The organism is Xanthomonas sacchari (assembly GCF_024266585.1).
Lineage (GTDB): Bacteria > Pseudomonadota > Gammaproteobacteria > Xanthomonadales > Xanthomonadaceae > Xanthomonas_A > Xanthomonas_A sacchari_C.
The window spans coordinates 1,487,985-1,509,720 of record NZ_CP100647.1 but is presented as its reverse complement, the minus strand read 5'-3'; the positions used below and the strand labels follow the sequence as shown (position 1 = coordinate 1,509,720).

General features: G+C 71.0%; 12 protein-coding genes. 4 read left to right on the top strand and 8 right to left on the bottom strand.

All coding sequences use genetic code 11. The features are described 5' to 3' along the window. Window positions 1–5: 5 nt before the first annotated feature. Entirely contained in the window at window positions 6–6,011 is a 6,006-nt protein-coding gene (locus tag NKJ47_RS06145) for an MBG domain-containing protein (RefSeq protein WP_254460623.1), read from the top strand. 182 nt (window positions 6,012–6,193) lie between these two features. On the opposite strand, the gene NKJ47_RS06140 is transcribed toward NKJ47_RS06145, so the two are convergent. Continuing rightward, on the bottom strand, window positions 6,194–8,266 hold the full coding sequence (locus tag NKJ47_RS06140) for a sensor histidine kinase (RefSeq protein WP_254460622.1): 2,073 nt from the start codon (window positions 8,264–8,266) through the stop codon (window positions 6,194–6,196). A gap of 67 nt (window positions 8,267–8,333) precedes the next feature. Here NKJ47_RS06140 and NKJ47_RS06135 point away from each other — a divergent pair, with 67 nt between their 5' ends. Then, the gene (locus NKJ47_RS06135; RefSeq protein ID WP_254460621.1) at window positions 8,334–9,017 is read left to right on the top strand and encodes a response regulator transcription factor; all 684 of its coding nucleotides are present in this window, start codon (window positions 8,334–8,336) and stop codon (window positions 9,015–9,017) included. A 157-nt stretch (window positions 9,018–9,174) separates the two neighbouring features. On the opposite strand, the gene NKJ47_RS06130 is transcribed toward NKJ47_RS06135, so the two are convergent. The 7 genes from NKJ47_RS06130 to NKJ47_RS06100 all read right to left on the bottom strand — a co-directional run bounded on the left by NKJ47_RS06130 (window position 9,175) and on the right by NKJ47_RS06100 (window position 19,602). Next, window positions 9,175–10,179, bottom strand: coding sequence for a class I fructose-bisphosphate aldolase (locus NKJ47_RS06130; RefSeq protein ID WP_010341500.1), 1,005 nt, complete (start codon window positions 10,177–10,179; stop codon window positions 9,175–9,177). A 109-nt stretch (window positions 10,180–10,288) separates the two neighbouring features. Continuing rightward, entirely contained in the window at window positions 10,289–11,698 is a 1,410-nt protein-coding gene (locus NKJ47_RS06125; RefSeq protein ID WP_254460620.1) for an HD-GYP domain-containing protein, read from the bottom strand. A 108-nt stretch (window positions 11,699–11,806) separates the two neighbouring features. Beyond that, window positions 11,807–13,273 (bottom strand): pyruvate kinase, encoded by a 1,467-nt coding sequence (gene pyk, locus NKJ47_RS06120; RefSeq protein ID WP_010341498.1) that lies wholly within the window; start codon window positions 13,271–13,273, stop codon window positions 11,807–11,809. A 225-nt stretch (window positions 13,274–13,498) separates the two neighbouring features. Next, the gene (locus tag NKJ47_RS06115; RefSeq protein WP_254460619.1) at window positions 13,499–14,149 is read right to left on the bottom strand and encodes an HAD-IA family hydrolase; all 651 of its coding nucleotides are present in this window, start codon (window positions 14,147–14,149) and stop codon (window positions 13,499–13,501) included. Further along, window positions 14,146–15,321, bottom strand: coding sequence for a phosphoglycerate kinase (locus tag NKJ47_RS06110; protein WP_254460618.1), 1,176 nt, complete (start codon window positions 15,319–15,321; stop codon window positions 14,146–14,148). The genes NKJ47_RS06115 and NKJ47_RS06110 overlap by 4 nt, the downstream gene beginning before the upstream one ends. 193 nt (window positions 15,322–15,514) lie before the next feature. Then, window positions 15,515–16,879 (bottom strand): DUF3999 domain-containing protein, encoded by a 1,365-nt coding sequence (locus NKJ47_RS06105; RefSeq protein WP_254460617.1) that lies wholly within the window; start codon window positions 16,877–16,879, stop codon window positions 15,515–15,517. Then, complete coding sequence (locus NKJ47_RS06100; protein ID WP_254460616.1) at window positions 16,876–19,602, bottom strand: DUF2339 domain-containing protein; 2,727 nt, start codon at window positions 19,600–19,602, stop codon at window positions 16,876–16,878. The genes NKJ47_RS06105 and NKJ47_RS06100 overlap by 4 nt, the downstream gene beginning before the upstream one ends. Window positions 19,603–19,858: 256 nt before the next feature. Between NKJ47_RS06100 and NKJ47_RS06095 the strand changes: the two genes are divergently transcribed. Together NKJ47_RS06095 and NKJ47_RS06090 are read left to right on the top strand one after the other, a co-directional pair. Then, entirely contained in the window at window positions 19,859–20,935 is a 1,077-nt protein-coding gene (locus NKJ47_RS06095) for a methyl-accepting chemotaxis protein (RefSeq protein WP_254460615.1), read from the top strand. Window positions 20,936–21,235: 300 nt separating this feature from the next. Beyond that, window positions 21,236–21,718 (top strand): hypothetical protein, encoded by a 483-nt coding sequence (locus tag NKJ47_RS06090; protein WP_254460614.1) that lies wholly within the window; start codon window positions 21,236–21,238, stop codon window positions 21,716–21,718. The last annotated feature ends 18 nt before the right edge of the window (window positions 21,719–21,736 follow it).

Below are 21,736 nucleotides of genomic sequence, written 5' to 3'. Positions count from 1 at the left end.
TCCCCATGAACCGCATCTACCGCCTCGTCTTCAACCGCCATCTCGGCGTGCTCCAGGTCGCCTCCGAAGTCGCCGCCGGCCACGCCGGCGGCACCGGTGCTGGCGCCGGCGCCGCCCGCCTGGCCGCGCCGCTGCTGCCCTTCGCCCTGGCCTGCGCGCTGGCCGCGCCGGCCCACGCCAGCGGCGTGCCGTCGCTGTCCAGCGCCACCGGCGCCACCGTGTCGCAGAACGGCGGCACCCTGCAGATCGACCAGAACGCCGCCAAGGCGGTGCTGAACTGGAACAGCTTCAACGTCGGCAAGGACGCCAGCGTGGTGTTTGTGCAGCCGTCCAGCTCGGCGGTGGCGCTGAACCTGATCGATGCCAGCCGCGGCGCCAGCGTCATCGACGGCAGCCTGCGCGCCAACGGCAACGTGTTCCTGATCAACTCCGCCGGCATCCTGTTCGGCAACCACGCGCAGGTGAACGTCGGCGGCCTGGTCGCCAGTTCGCTGGGCCTGGCCGGCGACGACGAGCACGGCTACCTGCTCGCCCGCGGCGAGCATGGCGCCGCCAGCGTGGTCAACCAGGGCAGCATCCGCGCCGGCAACGGCGGCTCGGTCAACCTGGTCGGCAACCATGTCGCCAACCGCGGCACCATTACCGCCGACGGCGGCGCCATCCGCCTGCTCTCCGCCGATAAGGTCAAGGTGACCATGGACGCGGCCGGCGCCATCGGCATGCAACTGGTCGCGGCCGCCAGCCAGTCGGTGGACGGCACCGCGGCGGCGGTGGAGAACAGCGGCAGCCTGCGCGCCAATGGCGGGCAGATCCTGTTGCAGGCCGGCAGCAGCGGGCTGTCGCAGTTGCTGGTCAACAATACCGGCACGCTCGAAGCCACCGGCATCGACACCTCCGGCGGCAGCGTGCGCCTGGTCGGCAGCGGCGGCGACGTGGCCAGCAGCGGCCGCATCGACGTCTCCGGCCCCCGTGGCGGCAACGTGGAGCTACTGTCCGACGCGGCGGTGAACGTCGCTGGCCGCATCGACGCCAGCGGCAGCGCGGCCGGTGGCCGCATCCGCATCGGCGGCGGCTACCAGGGCGGCGAACAACTGCAACACGCCAGCGCGGCCACGGTCGCCGGCGGCGCGCTGCTCGATGCCAGCGCGACCGGCCAGGGCCACGGCGGCTCGATCGTGGTCTGGTCCGATGGCCACACCGCGGTGCATGGCGCGCTGCGCGCCAACGCCGCCGGCCACGGCGACGGCGGCCTGCTCGAAACCAGCGGCCACACCGTCGACTTTACCGGCATCGCCGTCAGCGCCAAGGGCGCCGGCCCCGGCAACGCCGGCACCTGGCTGGTCGACCCGGAAGACCTGACCGTGGACAGCGCGGCCGCCAGCACCATCAGCGGCGCATTGAACGGCGGCACCAACGTCACCCTGCTCGCCAGCCTCAACAACGCCAGCGGCCCCGGCAACGTGAGCAACGGCAGCGGCGACATCAACGTCAATGCGGCGATCGGCTGGAGCGGCAACTCCACGCTGACCCTGGACGCGTACCACAGCATCCACCTCAATGCGGCCGTCACCGCAACCGGCGACACGGCCGGCCTGGTGCTGAACTATGGCGGCTACACCGACAACGGCACCGTCGGCGGCACGGGCGACTACTACGTCAACACCCCCGTCTCTCTCGGCGGCGCGCACGCCAGCATGGCCATCAACGGCCAGGCGTACAGGCTGATCCATTCGCTGGCCGACGCGGCCACCTATTTCAACAGCCCCGGCGCCTATGCGCTGGCCCAGGACATCGACCTGGGCGGCGTCACCCACAGCAGCGCCCTGGTGTCCTCCTTCCAGAGCCAGCTGGCCGGCATGGGCCACAGCCTCAACAACCTGACGATCTCCGACTCCAGCGGCTACGTCGGCCTGTTCGGCACGACAAGCAGCAACAGCCTCATCCGCGATCTGCACCTGGGCAACGTCTCCATCTCCGGCGGCTTCTACGTCGGCGGCCTGGTCGGCTACGGCCAGGGCGCGATCAGGAACGTCACCGTCGACGGCACCGTGACCGGCGCCTCGGGCGGCGTCGGCGGATTGGCCGGCTACAACCTGGGCTTGATCGACAACGGCGTGTTCAACGGCAACGTCAGCGGGCAGAGCGCGGTCGGCGGCCTGGTCGGCAACAACGTCGGCGCCACGATCCGCAATTCCCACAGCACGGGCAGCGTGACCGGCAGCAGCGACTACATCGGCGGCCTGGTCGGCTACAACGACGGCGGCAGCGTCACCAACGCGTATTCCACCAGCAACGTGAGCGGCACCAGTTCCGTCGGCGGCCTGGTCGGAGCGAGCCAGAACGCCGGCACAATCAAGAACAGCTATGCCAGCGGCAGCGTGACCGGCACCAACTACGGCGTCGGCGGGCTGGTCGGCATGAACTACCGGAGCGCCATCGCCAACACCTACGCGACCGGCAGCGTCACCGCACCGACCTCGGTGGGCGGGCTGGTGGGCATCAACAACCCGGGTAGCGCGGCCGCCACCTCCGCCAGCGTCGGCAACAGCTACGCCACCGGCGCGGTCAGCGGAACCAACAACGTCGGCGGGCTGATCGGCGCCAATCAAGGCAGCGTCAGCAATGCGTCCTGGGACGTCGGCAGCACCGGCCAGGCCAATGCCATCAGCAGCGGCAGCAGCGGCAGCGTCACCAATCTGACCAGCTTCGGCAGCGGCAACCGCTACAACCACGCCACGTACGGCAATCTCGGCGCCTGGTCGCTGCTCGCCGGCACCACCAATGTCTACGTCGCCAGCGATGGCGTCGGCAACCCGGCCTGGATCATGATCGAGGGGCAGACGCGTCCGTTCCTGTCCAGCGAGTACAGCACCAGCGTCGGCAACGCGCACCAGTTGCAGTTGATGGCGTACAACCTGGCGGCCAACTACAGCCTGTCCGCCGACATCGATGCCAGCCAGACGGCCGGCAGCACTGCCAGCGGTATGTGGAGCAGCGCCGGCTTCAGCCCGGTCGGCGACAGCAACAATGCCTTCACCGGCAGCCTCAACGGCGCAAACCACACGATCGCCGGGCTGACCATCGCACGCGGCAGCGCGTCCTATGTCGGCCTGTTCGGAAACACCGGCCTCACCAGCCAGATCGGCAACCTGGCGCTGACCGGCGCCACCGTCACGGGCACCGCCTACGTGGGCGGCATCGCCGGCTTCAATGCCGGCACCCTCAGCGGCATCCGCGTCAACGGCAACATGAGCGGCTCCGGCAACTTCGTCGGCGGCCTCGCCGGCTACAACAACGCCGGGACGATCAGCGGCGTGCAAACCAGCGGCAGCGTGATCGGCAGCGGCGGCCCCTACAGCGGCAACTATGTCGGCGGGCTGATCGGCAGCAACACCAACGGCACGATCAGCGCCTCGTCCTCGTCGAGCACGGTGTCCGGCGGCAGCAGCGCCGGCGGCCTGGTCGGCAACGACTACCAGGGCACCTACACCGACGCCTTCGCCACCGGCAACGTCAGCAGCACCAGCACGACCACCGGCAACAACGTGGGCGGACTGATCGGCAATGCCATCCAGAGCACCCTGCAGAACGTCCACGCCACCGGTAACGTCACCGCGACCACCTCCAGCGCCGGCGGCCTGGTCGGCATGGCCGGCGCCGGCACCATCCAGAACGCGTATGCCAGCGGCAACGTGTCGGGAACCCGGAGCGTCGGCGGATTGGTCGGACGCAGTTCCGCCGCGATCGACACGGCGTACGCGACCGGCGCGGTGAACGGTGCGGCGAACGGCACCTCGTCCGAACTCGGCGGGCTGGTGGGCACGATGGACCATGGCAGCATCGCGTCGGCCCACGCCACCGGCAACGTCTCCGGCGGCCGCTTTGCCGGCGGACTGGTCGGCTACAGCAACACCGGCAGCGTGGGCGCGTCCTACGCCACCGGCACCGTGTCCGGAACCGACTATCTCGGCGGACTGGTGGGCTACAACGACGGCGGCAGCATCGGCAACGCCTACGCCACCGGCAACGTCTCCGGCGGCATGTATGTCGCCGGGCTGGCCGGCTACAACGACGACGGGACCATCGCCAACACGTACGCCAATGGCAATGCCACCGGCACGGCCTATGTCGGCGGACTGGTCGGCGTCAACTACAACAACACCGTGCGCAACTCCTATGCCACCGGCAACGTCTCCGGCAGCGGCGCGGTCGGCGGCCTGGTCGGCTCCAATTCCAACGGCAGCATCGTCGCCAGTTTCTTCGCCACCGACATCGGCGGCAATCCGCGGAACGTGGGCCTGAACACCGTAGGCAACAGTGGCGGCACCATCGACGCGATCAGCGGCGGCCGGTCGTGGAGCGCGCTGAACACGCTCTCCACCTTCACCGACGCCGGCTGGGCGATCGACGACCGCGGCGGCACCGGCCTGACCTGGCGGCTATACGAACACATGGGTACGCCGCTGCTGCGCAGCTTCCTGACCCCGCTCACGGTCAGCACCAGCCTCTCCGGCCTCGACAAGGTCTACGACGGCAGCGGCGCCAACGGCACGCTCGCGTCCTACACGGTCGGCGGCGCTTTCGATCCCAACCTGCTGTTCGGCTCGTCGCTGCACTACGCGACCGCCGGCACTGGCGCCGGCAGCTACACCACCGGCAACGGCACGCTGCAACTCGGCGGCCTGTTCTCGTCGCAACAGGGCTACGACATCGCCTACGTGGTCTCCGGCGGCATCGCCATCACCCCGGCGGCGCTGACGGTGACGGCGACCTCGGGCTCCAAGACCTACGGCGGCACGGCCAACCTCAGCGGCTACAGCGTCTCCGGCCTGCTCAACGGCGACACCGTCTCCAGCGTGGCCCTGGGCAGCGCCGGCGCCGGTGCCGGCGCCGCGGTCGGCAGCTACGCCATCACCGCCTCCGGCGCCGCTGGCACAGGGCTGTCCAACTACGTCGTCAGCTACGTCGATGGCAGCCTGCGCGTCGATCCGGCCACCCTGCGCATCGTCGCCACCGATGCCACCAAGACCTACGGCAGCACCGCCCTGCTCAGCGGCTACAGCGTCTCCGGCCTGCTCAACGGCGACACCGTCTCCAGCGTGGCCCTGGGCAGCGCCGGTGCCGGCGCCGGCGCCGCGGTCGGCACCTATGCCATCACCGCCTCCGGCGCCAGCGGCGCAGGGCTGTCCAACTACGTCGTCGGCTACGTCGATGGCAGCCTGCGCGTCGATCCGGCCAGCCTGCGCATCGTCGCCACCGATGCCAGCAAGACCTACGGCAGCACCGCCCCCCTCAGCGGCTACAGCGTCTCCGGCCTGCTCAACGGCGATACCGTCTCCAGCGTGGCCCTGGGCAGCGCAGGGGCCGGCGCCGGCGCCGCGGTCGGCACCTATGCCATCACCGCCTCCGGCGCCAGCGGCGCAGGGCTGTCCAACTACGTCGTCGGCTACGTCGATGGCAGCCTGCGCGTCGATCCGGCCAGCCTGCGCATCGTCGCCAGCGACGCCAGCAAGACCGTGGGCAGCACCGCCACGCTGACCGGCTACCGTGTCTCCGGCCTGCTCAATAACGACACCGTCTCCGGCGTCGCCCTGGGCAGCGAAGGCGCCGGCGCCGGCGCCGCGGTCGGCAACTACGCCATCACCGCGTCCGGCGCCACCGGCGCGGGGCTGTCCAACTACGCCATCACCTACGTCGATGGTCTGTTGAACGTGGTCGCCAGTGACGGTGTCCAGTTGCCGACCACGACCGTGCAGGCGATCAACAGCTCGGTCGTCGCCGCCGCCACCGTGACCAGCGATACCGGCAGCACGACCGAGACGAGCCCGCAAAAGGCCGACGAAACGGCCAGGGAACTGGCCGCCGCGGCACACGCCGGCAGCAGCGGGACCGTGACGGCCGCCACCGACGCGATCCTGGTCGTCGACGGCGGCATCCGCGCCCCGGCGGTCGCCTGCAACCCGAGCGGCGCGTCCAACGGATCGGCGGACAGCTGCATCATCCGGCAATAACCGGGGACGACCTGACGACACCGCCGCACGGTGTCGTCAGGTCACGGCGCCGCTTCATCGCGGCCTTCGCCGGCAAGCCGAGGCCGCATCGCTCATCCACGAACCCGCGATCGGGCGCAGCCGCGCCCGGTCGCTTTCGCCGACGACGCAGGCCGCGCGTCGATGCACACGGCCGCACACGCTCAGGCATCCGCTGGCGGCGGCCGGCGCGACAACGCGCGCTGTCCATCCGGGTGCCGCGGCAGCAGCAACACGAAGCAGACCGATTCGTCCGGCGCCTGCCTGGCCAGCCCCACCCAGCCACCGAGACGCTCGGCGATCCGCCGGACCAGATACAGGCCCAGCCCCGCGCCCGGCGCATGCCGCGCGTTCTCGCCACGGTAGTACTTCTGGAACAGGCGTTCGCGCTCGGCCGGCGCGATGCGTTCGCCCGGATTGGCGACCTCCAGGCGCAGGCCTTCGGCGCTGCCGCGCACGCGCACGCGGATCGACATGTCCGCCGGGCAATGGCGGTCGGCATTGGCGAGCAGGTTGCGCACGGCCACGCGCAACAGGCCGATGTCGGTGAGCAGGCCGTCGTCGTCGACGAAACTCTCGCAAACCACGCGCTGCGGCGGGAAGTCCCGGCACAGGTCGTCAAGCAGCACGCGCAGGGCACACGGCTGCAATCGCAGTTCCGAGGCCGCCTCGCCCATGCGGTCGTCGGCGAGATACTCGTCCACCAACGCCAGCAGCCGCTGCGCCGCGTCGCGGATGTTGCCGCAGCGCACGCGATTGCGTTCCGGCGGCGCGTCCAGCTTGCGCGCCAGCTGTTGCGCCGAAGCCATGATCACGGCCAATGGCGTACGGAACTCGTGCGACACCATCGCCACGAAATCGCGTTGTTCCTGCCTGACCTTGCGCTCGGTCTGCAGCGAAGCGCGCAGGTCGTTTTCCAGCGCCTGCCGCCTGGCGATTTCGTTGCGCAGCTCTGCCGTGCGCAGCGCCACCTCGCGCTCCAGCGCCAGGCCATGCCTGCGCGCCAGTTCCACCGCGGCAGCGGCGTGCCGCCGTTCGCGCTGGCGGCGCTGCCGCTCGTACCGGCCGATGAGGAAGACGCTCAGCAGCATCATGTGCAGCATGGTGCCGAACGTGGTGACGTACTGGGTCCACGCATTGACCGGGACGAAGCCGAGGTTGCGCAGGAATCCCAGCATCACGCCGAAATAGAACGGAAAGAACGCGAGCACGAAGAACCGCGCCGGCCGATAGCGGCGCCACAGCAGGCGCAGCCCCAGTCCCGCCAGCAGCAGGATCTCCAGCAGGCCCAGCGACTGCACCGGCTGCATGCCCCAGGCATAGTGGCCGGCGAGTACGAACACGGCGCAAGCGAGCGCGACCGACCACAGCAGCCGCGTGCCCCAACGCACCAGACGCGGATAAAAGGCGCGCAGGTTCAACTGCCGGCTGGCGACCTGGAACCCCACCGGCAGACTGCAGGCGATGCTGATGCCCAGCAGACTGTCGCTCCAGGCCATCGGCATGCCGGTGACCTGCTGCACCAGGCCGATCGACATCGCTTCGTTGAACACGCAGCCGCCGAGATAGGCCACGAACAGGCCGCTCATGCGCGCGCGCGTGGCCAGCCAGAACACCACGTGCAGGCACAGCAGCAGCAGATAGAAGCCGAAATACAGGCCGAACTGCAGGCCCTCCCGCCGCGACTGATTGTCGAACGGCAGCCGTTGCCAGACGTCCACGCGAGTGACCAGCGCGTTCTTGCTGCGCAACCGGATCAGCACCTCGTAGTCGCCCGGATGCGCGGGCGCGAACTGGAAGACCGGACTGCGGTAGTCCACCGGCCAGTCGCGCCGCGGAACGCGTTCGCCGCTGTGTCCCAGCGCGCGCCAGGCACCGCCGTCGGGGCGCACGTAGGCCTGCACGTCGTCGAGCAAGGCGTTGCTCAATCGCAACATCCAGCCACCGGGCGGTACACTTTCGACATGAACAGGCAGGCGCAGCCATACGGGACCGTCGGCGAATCCCGCGTTGACGCCGGCGGGCAGCCGGGTCCAGCCGGCCGCGGCGGCGACCTGCGCGGCATCCAGTCGGCCGTGCGGATCGTCCAGGCGCTGCAGGTACCCGCTCGCATCGTGATGCGCGGCGCTCAACGGCAGCGCCGCGGCCGGGGATTCCGCCGCGGCGGCGGCCAGGCCCACGCCAAGCGCCGCCACCAGCCATGCGCCCACCAGCCAGCGCCACCATTGCGCCATCATTCGCCATACCGCACCGTTGCCAGCCGATGACGTTACAGCAAACCGCACGACGCGAGGATGCGCCGCGATGTCCGAGGTGATCCTGCTCGAGGACGAACCGGTGCTGCGCGAGGAACTCGGCGAATTCCTGCAGGATCTGGGTTACGTCGCCGTCTGCGTGGACAGCATCGCGGGCTTCCGGGCGCGGTTCGACCCGGCGCGCCACGCCATGGCCGTGATCGACGTGGGCCTTCCCGACGGCAGCGGTCTGGACCTGGTCCGCGACCTGCGACGCGCCGGCCATCGCCTGGGCATCGTGGTGTTCAGCGCGCGCAATACCGCCAGCGACCGCATCGGCGGCCTGGAAGTCGGCGCGGACCACTACCTGGGCAAGGGCATCGACCTGGACGAACTGGCCGCGACCCTGGCCGCGCTCGGCCGCCGTTTGGCGCTGCCGCCGCCGGCCGCGCGCTGGGTCCTGGAACTGGCCGCCGCACGCCTGAACGTTCCCAACGCGCCGCCGGTGCCGCTCTCGCACCAGGATCTGCTGGTGCTGGCCTGCCTGATGCGCCAGGCCGGCGAGAGCGTGGGCCACCGCGAGATCGCCGAGGCCCTGGGGGTGAACTTCCTCGAGTACGACCGGCGCCGGCTGGACACGCAGATGTACCGGCTGCGGCGCCGCGTGGAAGAGATCAGCGGACGCCCGCTACCGGTCAAGACCCTGCGCAACAGCGGCTATCGCTTCCACGCGCCCGCCGCGCTGGCGCCCTGAGCACGACGCGTCGTTGCCGATCTCGCCCCCCGCTTGCCCAGTGCCTTGGCCATCGCTGCGGGCGTGCCTCCAGGGCTCTGGCAAGACGCCGCACCACAAACGAAAAACGCCGGCGATGCCGGCGTTCTTCGTTGCTCATCGGCGGTGTCGGGAGCGCTCAGCCCTGCCACTTGCCCAGCGCGGCCAGGCCGTTTTCCTTGGCGCGCTCGTACACCACCTGCTGCGCCTTGGCGAAATTGCCCTTCATGTCCTGCGCCCACAGCTTCAGTGCGGCCTGCTGCATGGCGCGGCCGTAGGAGAAGCTCAGCGGCCACGGCAGGTTGCCGAGCTGGTTCATCGCGTTGAGGTGCGCGGTGGACTGCTCGTCGGTCTGGCCGCCGGACAGGAACACGATGCCCGGCAGGATCGCCGGCACGGTGCTCTTGAGGCACATCACGGTGGACTCGGCCACTTCCTCGACGCTGGCCTGCTCGTCGCAGTCCTTGCCGGCGATGACCATCGAGGCCTTGAGGATGGTGCCTTCCAGGACCACGTTCTGCTCGTACAGCGCGCCGAACAGCGAACGCAGCGTGGCTTCGGTGACCTCGTAGCAGGTCTCGATGTCGTGGTCGCCGTCCATCAGCACTTCCGGCTCAACCATCGGCACCAGGCCCTGTTCCTGGCACAGCGCGGCGTAGCGGGCCAGCGCATGCGCGTTGGTCTCGATGCACACGCCGGACGGGATGTCCTCGCCGATGGTGATGACCGCGCGCCACTTGGCGAAGCGCGCGCCGAGCTTGTAATACTCCTCCAGGCGCGCGCGCAGGCCGTCCAGGCCCTCGGTGATCAGCTCGCCCGGCATGCCGGCCAGCGGATGCGTGCCCTTGTCGACCTTGATGCCGGGGATGATGCCGTGCTCGGCCATGTACTTGGCGAACGGCACGCCGTCCTTGGTCTTCTGGCGGATGGTCTCGTCGTACAGGATCGCGCCGGAGATGTGGTCGCTCAGCTTCGGCGTGGTCAGCAGCAGCTCGCGGTAGGCACGGCGGTTCTCTTCGACATTCTCGATGCCCACGCCGGCGAAGCGCTTGGCGATCGTGCTGGTGGATTCGTCGATCGCGATGATGCCCTTGCCCGGGGCGACCATTGCCTGTGCGGTTTCGGCAAGCTGTTCGATGCTCATACGGTTCCTGATGGCTGCAGCGGGGGAACGCCCAGTATACCGGGCCGACCTGCATGCATTCCGTTACCACGGGTCTTGCAAGCGGTTACAGGCGTAGACCGCGCACACCTCAGCCAAGCGTCTCCGTCACTGCGTCACACTGCGCCGGCGCGTCGACCTGCGCCGTCTGCAGCGGCGCAGCGTCCGCCGCCGGTGCCTGCGCCGGCGCGCCCGGCGCCGCCGGCAGGGCGATGTCGAGCGCGTCGAGCAAGGACCGCCAGTCCTCGGCGCTGCGCGCGCGGCGATGCGCGAGCAACGCGGCGTGGTGGCGCAACCCCGGCAACTGCCAGCGCAGCTCGCAGCAGATGCGATCGACCTCCTCGGCCGCTTCCGGCGCGGCGATCAGCCACGGCAATTGCTCGACCATCTTGCCGGCGCCGGAATCGTGGATGGCCATGATGTAGCCCACGATCAGCAGCAACAGATGCTGCAGGGCCGCGCGCTCGTCCTCGCGCAGGTCGCCGTCGCGCTGCAGGCGCAAGGCTTCGTCGCGCGCCCGCTCCAGGCCGTCGAGCAAGGCCGCCACCACTTCGCGCAGGTGCTGCGGATCGTGCGCCGGCGCCTGTTCCAGCGCGCAGTCGCGCAGGCGCTCGGTCATCAGGTCGACCACGTCGCGCGGGAACTGCCCGGGCACCACGCGCAGCGCGATGCGCATCCGCGCCAGCGCCTGCGCATGGCCGCGCTCGCGCTCGAACAACCCGTCCATCGCTTCGGCGCAGGAGATCAGCCGCCCCAAGGGCGACAGGACCGACGCGCCGACCGGATAGCCGGAGCCGTCGATGCGTTCGTGGTGCTCGCGTGCGGCGGCGGCCTGCTGCGCCGAGTACACGCCGGATTCGCCCAGCAGCGCGGCGCTGATCACCGGATGCACGCAGCGCATGCGCCACTGCGCGAAGTCCTGCTGCGCCTCCGGAATCTCCAGCACCGCCGGATCCACGTACATCTCGCCGAGATCGTGCAGCAAGCCGACTTCCGCGGCCTCGCGCATCGCCGCGTCCGACCGCGACAGCAGCGCCGCCAGCCACGCCACCAGCATCGCCACCCGCACCGCATGCGAGAACGCGACCGGCCGGGTCTGGCCGAGGGTGGTCAGCAAGGTGCCCGGCGCTCCCAGCGTGCGGGCGCGGGCCAGCGCAGCCATCACCGGCGGCAGTTCGTCGCCCAGCAGCTGCCGCAGGTGCGGGTGTTCGTCCAGTTCGCGCTGCGCGGCCAGTTGCACTTCGCTCGGGCGCAGTTCCTCGCAGAACGCCAGCGAGGATTCCAGCGGACGCAGCAGCCGCCGCGCGATCAGCCGCTCGCGCAGCCCGGCATTGATGCGCTGGCCCTTGGCGACGAGCAGGATGCCGCGGCGGTCGCGGATGTCCTCGGTAACCACCAGCTCGCGCGTGGCCGAGGCCTGGATCAGGTGTTCAAGGCAATGCGTGCCGGGGCGCTCGGGCAGTTCAAGCCCGAGTTCGGCGTGCGCGCGCGTGGAAGTCATGAGGGGGGTCGCACGATCAGGGAACGGGTGGGCGCCGCGCCGTCCCATGCGCGATCGAACAGGTGTTGCCGACGGCGCGGCGGCTGCAGCCGCCGCGCCGTGCGTCCTTCAGAGTTCGCCCAGGCCGCTGGCGCGGCCATCCGGGCCGACCTCGAGCAGGCGCAGGGTATTGGTCGCGCCGTGGGTTTCCATGTGCTCGCCGCTGGTGAACACCACGCGGTCGCCCGGCGCCAGCAGGCCGGCCTCGACCAGCACGCGAATCGCGCCGCGCGCGGCCTCGCGCGGGGTCAGGCCGCGGCTGTCGAAGTTGATCGGGAACACGTCGCGCATCATCGCCATGTGCCGGCGCGCGCCGTCGTGGCGGGTCACCGCGAAGATCGGCGCCTTGGCGCGGAAGCGCGACAGGTAGCGCGGGGTGCCGCCGGATTCGGTCATCGCCACGATCGCGCGCACGCCCACGTGCTGGGACAGGAACATCGTCGCCATGGCGATGGCCTGGTCGGCGCGCTCGAGGTTGCGCGGGGCCATGCCGAAGTCGGTCTCGGTCTCGAACTGGCGTTCGGCGCCCAGGCAGATGCGCGCCATCGCCTCGACCGCGCGGATCGGATAGGCGCCGGCGGCGCTCTCGGCCGACAGCATCACCGCGTCGGTGCCGTCGATCACCGAGTTGGCCACGTCCAGCACCTCGGCGCGGGTCGGGATCGGGCTTTCCACCATCGACTGCAGCATCTGCGTGGCGGTGATCACCACTTTGTTCTGCGCCAGCGATTCCTTTATGATCTTCTTCTGCAGGCCGGGCAGCTCGGCGTCGCCGATCTCCACGCCCAGGTCGCCGCGCGCGACCATCACCACGTCGGAGGCCTCGACGATCTCGCTCAGGTTCTCGATCGCCTCGGTGCGCTCGATCTTGGACACCAGCGCCGCGTCGCAGCCGTGCGCGCGGGCGATGCGCCGCGCCTCGTTCATGTCCTCGGCGTTGCGGCAGAACGACACCGCGATGAAGTCGACGCCGATCTTGGCGACGATGCCGATCAGTTCCTTGTCGCGCTCGGTCAGCGCGCCCAGCGACAGGCCGCCGCCCTGCTTGTTCAGGCCCTTGCGGTCGGACAGCACGCCGTCGTTGAGCACGCTGGTGACGATGCGCTCGCCCTGCACCTCGACCACCTTCAGCTGCATCAGGCCGTCGTCCAGCAGCAGCACGTCGCCCGGCGCCACGTCCTGCGGCAGGCCCAGGTAGCTGACCCCGACCTGGCTGGCGTCGCCCGGCGCGGCATTGGGATCGGCAATCAGGTCGAAGCGATCGCCGAGCTTGAGCGAGACCTTGCCCTGGGCGAAGCGCTCGATGCGGATCTTCGGGCCCGGCAGGTCGGCGAGGATGCCGATCTCGGCGCCGACGCGGGCCGCGGCGGCGCGCACTTCGGCGGCGCGCTTGGCCTGGCCGGACGGATCGCCGTGGCTGAAGTTCAACCGCACCACGTTGACGCCGGCGCGGAACAGATCCTCGAGCACGCCGGGCGGGTCGGTGGCCGGACCGAGGGTGGCGAGAATCTTGGTGCGGCGCTGGCGTTCGATCATGGTGGCATCCTTGGAAAAAGCGCTCAAAGCTAGCACACGCGGCCCTCACACCGCATGGCATTTCGGCATAGACGCACGCGCAGTCCGGCATAGCGACCGGACAATGCGGGACAGTATGTGGTCATGCCGCGCCTGCCCACGGATGCCGGCGGGGCAGGCGCCTCCGGCGACGCGCCCTGCGCGGTCAACGCCCCCTGCGCCGGACGCACCGGCGCACGGGCCCGTTCAGGCCGCGACGAGCGCCGGCAACTGCGCCGGTGTCTGCGCCAGGACATCGGCGCCGGCCTGGCGCAGTTCCTCGGCGTCGCCGAAGCCCCACAGCACGCCGATGCTGCGCATGCCGTGGTGGCGGGCGCCGTCGATGTCCATGCGCCGGTCGCCGATCATGCGGCACTGCGCCGGCGCCACGCCGAGCCGCCGCAGCGCCTCGGCGATCAGGTCCGGCTTCGCCCGGCGCGCGCCGTCGTCGCTGGCGCCGACCACCTCCTCGAAGCGGCCGCCGAACGGCAAGTGCTCGACGATGCGGCGCGCGAAGCGTTCGTTCTTCGAGGTCACCACCGCCAGCCGGTGGCCGGCCGCGGACAGGGCGTCCACCGCCGCACCGATGTCCGGGAACACCGTGTGCTCGCGCCAGCCCTGCTGGTCGTAGCGCATCCGGTACTCGGCCAGCACCTGCTCGATCAGCGCTGCATCGCCGTGGAAGTGGGCGTTGAAGCTGTCGCGCAGCGGGGGCCCGATCCAGACACGCAACTGCTGCGCATCCGGCTCGGGACGCCCCACCTTGGCGAAGGCATGGCGCAGGCTGCCGACGATGCCGGCCTCGGAATCGACCAGGGTGCCGTCCAGGTCGAAGAACAGGACGTCGGCGGCGCTCACGCGCCGCGCGCCTGCAGTGCGGCCACCGCCGGCAGGGTCTTGCCTTCCAAGAACTCCAGGAACGCGCCACCGCCGGTCGAGATGTAGCTGACCTGCTCGGCGATGCCGTACTTGTCGACCGCCGCCAGGGTGTCGCCGCCGCCGGCGATGGAGAACGCCGGCGACGCGGCGATCGCCCGCGCCAGGGTCTCGGTGCCCTTGCCGAAGGCGTCGAACTCGAACACGCCGACCGGGCCGTTCCAGACCACCGTGCCGGCCTTGGCGATCAGCTCGGCGTAGTGCGCGGCGGTCTGCGGGCCGATGTCCAGGATCAGGTCGTCGTCGGCGACGTCGGTGACCGCCTTCACCGTGGCCTCGGCATCGGGCATGAACTGCTTGGCCACCACCACGTCGCTGGGCAGCGGAATCGCCGCGCCGCGCGCGTTGGCGTCGGCGACGATCTTGCGCGCGGTCTCCAGCAGGTCCGGCTCGCACAGCGACTTGCCCACCGCGTGCCCGGCCGCGGCGATGAAGGTATTGGCGATGCCGCCGCCGACGATCAGCTGGTCGACCTTGTTCACCAGGTTGGACAGCAGCTCCAGCTTGGTCGAGACCTTGCTGCCGGCGACGATCGCCAGCAACGGCTTGGCCGGGTGCTCCAGCGCCTTGGCCAGCGCGTCCAGCTCGGCCATCAGCAGCGGGCCGCCGGCGGCCACTGGCGCGAACTTGATCACGCCGTGAGTGGAGGCCTGCGCGCGGTGCGCGGTGCCGAAGGCGTCCATCACGAACACGTCGCACAGCGCCGCGTACTTCTTCGCCAGCGCCTCGTCGTCCTTGCCCTCGCCGACGTTCATGCGGCAGTTCTCCAGCAGCACGATCTGCCCCGGCTGCACCTCCACGCCGTCGACCCAGTCGCGGACCAGCGGCACGTCGACGCCGAGCAGCGCGGCCAGGCGGATCGCCACCGGCTCCAGCGAGTCCTCCTGGGTCCACACGCCTTCCTTGGGCCGGCCCAGGTGCGAGGTCACCATCACCGCCGCGCCCTGCGCCAGCGCGTGCTTGAGCGTCGGCACCGAGGCCAGGATGCGTTGCTCGGAGGTGATCAGGCCATTGTCGATCGGCACATTCAGGTCTTGCCGGATCAGCACGCGCTTGCCGGACAGGTCGAGATCGGTCATTCGCAGGATGGACATGTAAGTGCTCGCTTTCGTGGGGTTGCAAAGGGAAAACCGCGCCATCGGTGCAGTCTCGGCATCGGCATCGGAACGCCAGGTGCAGCGGCGCCGGCCGCTCGCCGCGCTGCGTCGGCCAAACCGCCATTGTCCGGCGTCGGCCGCACAGCGGCAAATCGGCGCGCGGTGCGCGCGCCATCGGCTGGGTGCGTGGTCAGCTCGCGCCGTCGGCGGCGCCGGGTTTGCGCAGCAGGCTGAGCGCGAACCCGACCACCAGCAGCGCGCCGCCGATCAGCAGCGCCCACAGCAGCCAGGTCTTCCAGTCGCGCGGCGGCGGCGGCGCCTGCAAGGCCGCCGCGCCGGCCAGCGGCTGCGCCGCACCGAGGCTGGCGCTGGCCGGCGCCCACTGCGGCCCGCGCTGGGCGTGCAGGGCCTGCAAGGCGGCGGCCAGCGGCGCCTGCGCCCGCTGGGTGCGCGCACTGCCGGCGGCCAGCGCATAGGGCGGCGCGCCCTGGGCGAGGAACACCAGCGTCTCCGGCTGGTAGCCCAGGCGCAGCGCCGGGCGCTGCCGGCCAGGGTCCTGCGCCGCGAGCAGCCGCCAGTAGCGATCGCGCACCGGCGCGGTCAGCGCCTGCGGCGGCGAGCGGCTGCCGCCACCGACCTGGTAGGCCAGCCACGGCCCGGCGCGGTCCCGCCACGGCGCCTCGGCGCTGTCGCGGCTCTGCACGCGCCACTCGATGGCGTTGTTGCCGGGTAAGGCGACGTCGACGCGCGTCACCGGATAGCGCCCCGGCGAAACGAAGGCATAGGCATGCTGCGCGGGATCGGTGCTCGTCGCATCCAGTTGCTGCCAATGCCAATCGGCAGCGACCGGCGCCGGCGCCAGTTCGGCCTCCACCCCGGTCAGCGGCGGCGCGCTGGCGCCGGCCAGCGGCAACAGGCGCAGATAGCGCACCGCGCGACCGATGGGGATGCGCAACTGCTGCAGCCGGTGCCCCTGGTTGGCCAGGTCGACCAGGGTCGCATCCGCCACCAGCACCTCCCAGTCGCGCAGATCGTCGCTGCCTTCGACCCGGTAGCGGGCCTGCTGCGGCTGCGCGGCGGCGGCCCATTGCAGCGACAGCGCGCGCAGCGGCGCATGCAGCGCGCTGGCATCGACCAGCCAGCCGGCCGCGCCGCTGTCGGGGCCACCGCCGGCCACGCGGGTCTGGATCCGGCGCACGCTGCCGTCGCGGTCGCGTTCGGCGATCAGCTCCAGGTCCGGCGCACGTCCGTCGGTCGCCGCCGGCAGCGCAAACCACGGCAACGGTTGCCGGCGCGGCGCGGTCTCGGCCTGTTCGGCGGCGAACAGCGCGGCCGGCAGCGGATCGCCCGCCGCGTTGAACACCTCCACGTCGCCCAGCGAGGCGCGCTGCGCGCTGCGGTAGACCGCATCGTCGAGCTGCACGCGATAGGCGCCGGCATCGACGTCCTGCAGGGTCAGCGGCCACTGCTGGGCATAGTCGTCGCGCTGGCTGGCGGCGAACGCGCACAACGGCAGCCAGGCCAGCCACAACGGAAACAGCGCACGTCGGATCATCGCAGGGCCTCCTCGGCCGGTTCGGCGGCGCGCGGCGGCGCCGGCGCCAGATAGCCGACCACGGTACACAACAGCCCGTAGGCGATGAACGACGCGATGCCGGCGACATTGCCCAGATTGCCGCGGTCCACCAGCAACAGCTTGCCCAGTACCACCGCCATCAGCACCGCGCCGGCCAGCCACAGGCCGCGCTGGCCGCGCCGCGAGCCCAGCACCCAGCCGAGCACGCCCAGCACGCTCCAGACCACGGTCAGGCTGGTCTGCGCCACGCCATCGCCCAGCACGCCGGGCCACGGCACCGCCGCCCAGTCGTGCACCGCATGCAGGGTCACGCTGGTGATCCACAGGAAGCCGGCGCCAGCCAACAGATGCGTGCGCCAGGCACACAACAGCGCCGGCAGCGTCGGGCTGCGGGTCCAACGCACGCCCAGCACCAGCAGCGCCAGCTGCGTCAGTTCCAGCGGGTTGAGCACCGGCACCCACGGCAACGGCGCGCTGCCGCCGGGCCGGCCCAGGCTGTACAGCCAGGCCACCGCCAGCAGCCCGAAGTAGGTGCTCTGCAGCGCGCTGCGGCACGGGGCGAACGCCGCGCCCAATGGCGCCGCCAGCCAGGTCCAGCGCCACAGCGACAGCGCCGCGACCAGCAGCCAGGGCGCAACCAGCAGCATCCAGCGCCAGCCGGCGGCCAGGCTACCGTGCAACGCCAGCCAGGCGCACAGCAAGGTGGTCGCGGTCGGCCACACCAGCCACCACACGAACTGCGCCGCACGCGCCACGCCGCCACCGCTGTCGCGCAGGCACAGCAGGCTGCGCACGCCGAGCACGGCGAACAGCACCCAGGCCCAGGCGCCGTGCCCGGCGAACGGCTGCCCGTGCGCCTCGGCCTGCCAGGCCGCCAACGGCAACGCCAGCGCCAGTGCGCCCAGCGTGGTCGCGGCCAGCGCGCGCGCCGGCCAGCGCCGCTGCGCTTCGGCGGCGAGCCAGCCGCTGACCGCCGCCCAGGCCAGCAACACATCGGCCCGCGCGTCGGCGTCGACGAAGCGCAGGATCTCGGCGACGCCGATCCCGCACCACCAGGCCAGCCCCCACAGGTAGTAGCCCAGCGCCGGCAGGACGGCGCGTCCACGCCGGTAGCACCAGGCGCTGGCGAAGCCGGCCAGCGCCAGTAGCAGCGCACTCATGCAGGTGGCATTGGCCACGGCCTGGCTGTCCTGTGACGCCGCGTCCAGGCCCAGGGCGAAGCCGAACGCGGCCGCCAGTTGCAGCCCGGCGCCGCTGAGCTGCGGCAGCCAGCGCCGCTGGCGCAGGCCCAGCCACACCAGCGCCGCGCCCTCCAGCGCGAACACGCTGGCAGTGGCACGCGCGGACAGCGCCAACGGCACCGCCAGCGTGGCGAACCCCGCCGCCAGCACCGCATACGCCTGCCCCAGCAGCGCGAAGCGCGCGCGCCGGATCAGCGCCGCCGCCAGCAGCGCGTAGATCGCCGCCAGGCCCAGCGCGCACAAGGCCAGCGGCAGACCCGCGCCGCGCAGCAGCCCAGCCTGCAGCGAGAACGCGATCAGCGGCGTGCCGAACAGCAGGCTGCCGTCGATCAGGTTGGCGCGCGCCGCCTGCCGCCGCGCGTACAGGATCGGGATCAGCAGGTAGAAGGCGAAGAACAGCAGCAGGAACGGCTCGGTGCTGGCGAACTGCTCGGGCCGGTACTGCAGCACGCCCCACAGCGTGCCGATGCCGAAGGTGAAGCCGAATCCGAGCAGGTTCAACACCCGCCACGGCCGGTACCAGGCGATCGCGAACACCGCCGCGTTGAGCAGCGCGTAGTAGGAGAACAACGCGACATGGTTGCCGCTGCCGGTGGACAGCCACAGCGGCGCGAGGAAGCCGGCCAGCGTGCCCAGCACCGCCAGCGTGCGCGACTCCTGCGCCACCGCCAGCACGCACATGCCCGCGACCAGGGCGATGCTCAGCGCCAGCGCCGCGCCGGCCGGAATCAACCCGGACAGCTTGAACGCGGCGAACACGGTCAGCAGCAGCACGCCGATCGCCCCGCCCTGCAGGGCCAGCGCGAAGCTGCGCTTGCGCGTGCGCTGGCGCCAGCCGAAGGCCAGGCCGGCCAGCGACGCGGCGGCGATGCCGGCGTAGCGCAGCTCGATCGGCATGCGCAACCAGCCCTGGTCGCCGGCGTACTTCAGCAGCGCGGCGACGCCGGCCAGCAGCACCAGCATGCCGATCTTGACCGGCACGTTGCCTTCGGTGAACCAGCGCTTGATCCCGCCCAGCAGCCGCTCCACCGGATCCGGCCCGCGCGGCACGGCCGGCACGACCGGCTCGGCGGCGCGTGCCTGCGCCTGCCGCTGCTCGGCCTGCGCGACCGTCGCCGCCAGCGCCGCGAACCGTTCCGCTTGCGGCTGCGCCGGCAAGGGCGGCGGCAACGGCGGTGGCGCGACGGCATCCTCCACGGCCTGGCGAGGCTGCGGGACGTCGTGGGGCGCATCGGTCCGCGTGCCCTCGGCCTCGCCTCCTGCAGCGGCGGCCTCTCCGGCGGTGGCCGCGGACCCGGCCCACCCCGTCGCGGGCGCCGCCGTCGACGCAGCCATCCCTGCCACCCGCGCCTCCAGCGCGGCGAGCCGCTGGCGCAGGCGCGCCTGCCCGACCAGGGCCACGATCAACAGCACCGGCACCGCCAGCACCGCCAACACCACCAGCACGATCAACATCTCCATTCGACTCGCATCTCCATAGCGGTGGCGCGGCGCCCGCGGCGCGCATCCGGCGCCCGGCGGCGCCGGGCCTGGCGCAGATGGTAGACGAGTTCGGTGCCGGCATCGGCCCACTGGCCAGGCCGCAAGCCAGGCAGGGCAAGGCCCGACGTTCCGACGAACGGTCTTCACATCGCCCTCAAGGCGGTAGACCGACGGCCGCTACACCCCTTATCGCGCCGTCCGTCTGCTGTTCCCTCCCACCCCACCGGCAGCATGCATGAACCTACCCGCCCACCCCGCAGAAGCGGGGATCGATGACCATATCCGCGCCGTCGTCGGCCTGTCCGACCAGTTGCTCGGCCAGCTGCGCCGCTCCTTGCAGGGCATCGACGCGATCAACCGCACCACCCACATGATCTCGATGAACGCGCGCATCGAATCGGCGCGGATCGGCGCCGCCGGACGCGGCTTCAGCGTCATCGCGCAGGAAATGGACGGGCTGTCGCGGCGCGTGGCCGAGGCCACCCAGGACCTGGACAAGGTCGCCGCACGCACCAGCGCGGAGATGCGGCAGACCCTGGGCCGCCTGCAGGACGACGTGCGCCGCACGCGGCTCAGCGAACTGGCCCTGAGCAACATCGACCTGATCGACCGCAACCTCTACGAGCGCAGTTGCGACGTGCGCTGGTGGGCCACCGACGCCGCGGTGGTCGCGGCCGCGCGCGCCGACAGCGATGCCGAGGCGCTGGCCTACGCATCGCGGCGCATGGGCCAGATCCTGGATTCGTACACGGTCTACTTCGACCTGATCCTGGCCGGAAGCGATGGCCGCATCCGCGCCAACGGCCGGCCACGGCAGTTCGCCTCGGTCGGCAGCGACGTCTCCGCGCAGCCATGGTTCGAGCACGCGATGCGCACCCGCAGCGGCGAGGACTTCGGCTTTCAGGACGTGCACGCCAGTGCCCTGGTCGATGGCGAGCGGGTGCTGGTGTACGCATGCACGGTGCGCGATGGCGGCCGCGTCGACGGCCGCGTGCTGGGCGTGCTGGGCATCGTGTTCCGCTGGGACGCGCTGGCGCAGACGATCGTGCAGCGCACGCCGCTGTCCGAATCCGAATGGGGCCGCAGCCGGGTCTGCATCGTCGACGCCCAGGGTCAGGTGCTGGCCGACTCGGCCGGACGCATGCTGCAGGACCGTATCGACTTCGACGGCCGCGACGCCTTGTTCAAGCAGCCGCGCGGCGCCGTCCTGATCGACCTGGACGGCCGGCCGCACTGCATCGCGCATGCCGCCTCGCCCGGCTACGAAACCTACCGCACCGGCTGGCACTCGCTGATCCTGCAGGCGCTGTAGGGACGCTGTCGCGAGGCCAGCCACGGAGGGCGCGCCGCCGACTGCGCCACGTTCCAATGCAGGTCCCGGCTGCCGGACAACTTCCAGGCAACCACCATCCACCGTCTGCAATCGCGGACGGGGGATCGCGCGGGCGGCGACGCACCACTGGCTGCGTCGTTGCCCGCGATTCCATCGCCCCCTGAAGGCAAGCACGCAAGGGCGCTTGTCGGCACCAGCCGAGCGTGATAGAACTCGCGCCAGCGTGCGCTCATGCGCCCGCCCATGGACCCAGCACCGCCTAGACCAAGGATGTCAGCAATGCATCGGTTTCGTCGCTCCCGCGCCCTCCCCTTGCTGTGCACTTTCGCGCTCTTGGGCGCGTCGCCTCTCGTCTCGGCCGACATGTTCGGCAGCCCCGAAGAAATCGCCCGCAGCTGGGTCGGCCACGACGCCGGCGAATTGATGCTGCAGTGGCCGGTAGACCGCGGCCTGTACGTCTCGGAAAACCCGGAGACCAACGAAACCGCCTATACCTACAACTTCGGCATCGAGGCGCATTACCGGACCGATTACTGGACGACGCAGGGCGCCGTGATCGGCCAGGTCGGCGGCGGCAACGGTGTCGCCCCCACGCCGGTCTTCCAGCAGGAGTTGCACAGCCAGACCACCTTCGTGCCGACCCAGTACCACTGCGAAGTCACCTTCGTCGCCAATGCCGAAGGCATCATCACCCGCTACGACTTCGCTGGCAGCAAATGCAATCCGTACTTCAAGAGCTGGGGCCGGCCGAAGAAAAAGTAAGCGCCGGGCCTGCCGTCC